This window comes from Streptomyces sp. P17 (assembly GCF_032436805.1).
Lineage (GTDB): Bacteria > Actinomycetota > Actinomycetes > Streptomycetales > Streptomycetaceae > Streptomyces.
Map to the genome: position 1 here is coordinate 1 of NZ_JAVRBF010000164.1, position 2078 is coordinate 2078.

Below are 2078 nucleotides of genomic sequence, written 5' to 3' on the forward strand. Positions count from 1 at the left end.
GCCACGGCGTGCTCGGCCTGCTGACGCTTGGTGGCGAGGTCGCCACGGGCCTGCGGCTCGTAGACCATACCGCCCAACTGGTAGGCGGTCGCGGCTTCCATCAGCGCCTCGGCCTTGATCTGGTCAATCACGGCGGCGAGGGTGACGGTGACAGCCCCGTCCACATAAACGTTGTCCCGTATGAAGGTGCTACCTCTCTCAGCGCAGCCCTCGGCTACGAGCGCGGCAACACCGGCTTCTACCCACTCGGGTCGGGGGTCATCAGTCATTTTGTTCTCCTTGGTTCAGCAGTTGGTCATTGCGTCGGCCCTCGTCGGTGCGGTACGGGTTGCCGTTGCGGCACGTAGTGCAGGTGACGCCATCCCCATCCGGGTCGATGGCGTGCCCGCCGTAGACGTGCTCCCACTCCCTCTCCGAATCGGCGTACCCCTCGTCCCACGCCGTGGCCTTCGCCTCGCGGATCGACTCGGCCTCCGCTCGCACCAGGATCTGCATGGGGTGGCGCACATGCCCGACACACACCGGGTAGTAGGACTCCGCCTCGTCATCCCAGCGCCACCCGACAGCCGGACGCTCACAGGGCACGATCTCGCCGTGGTCGCTGCGCTCGTTGCTGCATAGCAGCTCGGGGCTGGTCTTGCGCCGCAGGTCGTCGCTCACGACTCTTCACCTGCCTCGATCCGCTTGGCGCGCATGTCCGCCCCGGCGGTTCGTCCCTCGTCCCACGCCTCCGCCTTGGCCTGCCGGATGATGTCGGGCAGGACGGCGGAGAGGGCGAGGTCGGCCAGGTGTTGATCGTGAAGCTCGACCACGCCGCCCAGCTCGGACCAGTCACATCCCGCGCAGCGGATCGACCAGCTCGGCACATGAACATCAAAGTTGTGGCTCGCGATGGCCTCGGCGGCTCGCTCGCGCACCTCGTCGGTCAGGTATCGGTCGAGGTCACTCATCGTCATGCCTCCTCTTGCTGTGACGGGCGAGACTGCTGCCGTACGGGTCGGAGTCGTAGCGCTCGTGGGGGCACGGGCTGCCGTCGCTCATGACCGGACCTCCGTCCCGAGCCACAGCCCGACGCAGATCATGCCGATGGACAGCAGGACCGCGATGACGGGCACGATGATGTCGAGCACGATGCGGCGGGTCATGACGCACCGCCGAGCGCGGCGAAGTCGATCCCGGCGGCACGCATCGGCTCGGTGAGCGTCGCGAAGTGGGGGGTGGAGATCATGTCGCGGACGACGACGGCCCATGCGGCGTCCCGTGCGGCGGACCATGCGGCGTCCCGTGCGGCGTCCCGTGCGGCGGCCCATGCGGCGTCCCATGCGGCGTACCGTGCGGCGATCTGCACCTGGTCATCGGTCAGGGTGGGCAGCAGCGCCAGATAGGCGACCACCTCACGGCCACACGGCCCGAGCGCCTGCCACGCGGGCAGCTCCCGCACCACACGCCACCCAGCGCACCCGACCTTGCGCATCGCCCCGGGCACCACATCGGCCAGCGGCTCCACCTCCAGCAGACGGCTCGGCCACCCCATGCCGGAGCAGTCGGCAGGCTCGGTCGATGCGGCCAAATGCCTTGCCGGGTCATACCTGGGCTCACCTGAGGGCGACGGATGCCACACCTCCACACCCTCGACCGGCCCACGCTCAGCCACCCACCGGAAGCCGAGGTCGTACCACGACGTGCCGTCGGGGCGGATAGCCTTGTAGTACGTCATCACACCCACCTCCTCGCAGCGGCGTGCCAGTTGGTCGGCAAGTCGTGGTCGTAGATGCTGTAGTCATCCCAGTTGATCTCGCTCACGATGCCGTCACCTCGATTTGGGTGCTCTTCCCTGGGCGTCGGATCGCCATCTGGATGACGCTCCGTCCAACATCGCGGGCGAACTCGTCACTGGGTCTGATGCACGAGAATCCGTTGAGCCATAGGCGCTCGGGTGAATCGTCGTCCTGGTAAAGGTAGGCGTCGCCGTAGGGCCAAGTGTTCGCCTCGGCTATCGCGGTGACGGCCGCCTCGATGCGCTTGCGGGCCTCCCGCATGTCGGTGATGGCCTGATCGAGTTCGACTAGGTGGGCTAG

The 2078-nt window shown here is 67.5% G+C and carries 5 protein-coding genes; all 5 read right to left on the bottom strand.

Translation table 11 applies throughout. From position 1 onward, the window contains the following. On the bottom strand, positions 1–269 hold a 269-nt coding region (locus RMT89_RS40030), incomplete at its 3' end, for a hypothetical protein (protein ID WP_315888671.1). Then, on the bottom strand, positions 262–660 hold the full coding sequence (locus RMT89_RS40035; protein WP_315888672.1) for a hypothetical protein: 399 nt from the start codon (positions 658–660) through the stop codon (positions 262–264). The genes RMT89_RS40035 and RMT89_RS40030, both read right to left, overlap by 8 nt. Further along, positions 657–950: a hypothetical protein gene (locus RMT89_RS40040; protein ID WP_315888673.1), complete on the bottom strand. Its 294-nt coding sequence runs from the start codon at positions 948–950 to the stop codon at positions 657–659. The genes RMT89_RS40035 and RMT89_RS40040 overlap by 4 nt, the downstream gene beginning before the upstream one ends. A 191-nt stretch (positions 951–1141) precedes the next feature. Beyond that, positions 1142–1717 carry a hypothetical protein gene (locus tag RMT89_RS40045; protein WP_315888674.1) on the bottom strand — a complete coding sequence of 192 codons (576 nt, stop codon included), beginning with the start codon at positions 1715–1717 and terminating at the stop codon, positions 1142–1144. A gap of 82 nt (positions 1718–1799) precedes the next feature. Beyond that, the coding region (locus tag RMT89_RS40050; protein ID WP_315888675.1) for a hypothetical protein at positions 1800–2078 on the bottom strand (279 nt) is incomplete at its 5' end.

What these genes read in the sequence shown, in the direction of transcription:
- RMT89_RS40040 (WP_315888673.1), bottom strand. Translation starts at nt 950, where the DNA reads ATGAGTGACCTCGACCGATACCTGACCGACGAGGTGCGCGAGCGAGCC.
- RMT89_RS40045 (WP_315888674.1), bottom strand. Translation starts at nt 1,717, where the DNA reads ATGACGTACTACAAGGCTATCCGCCCCGACGGCACGTCGTGGTACGAC.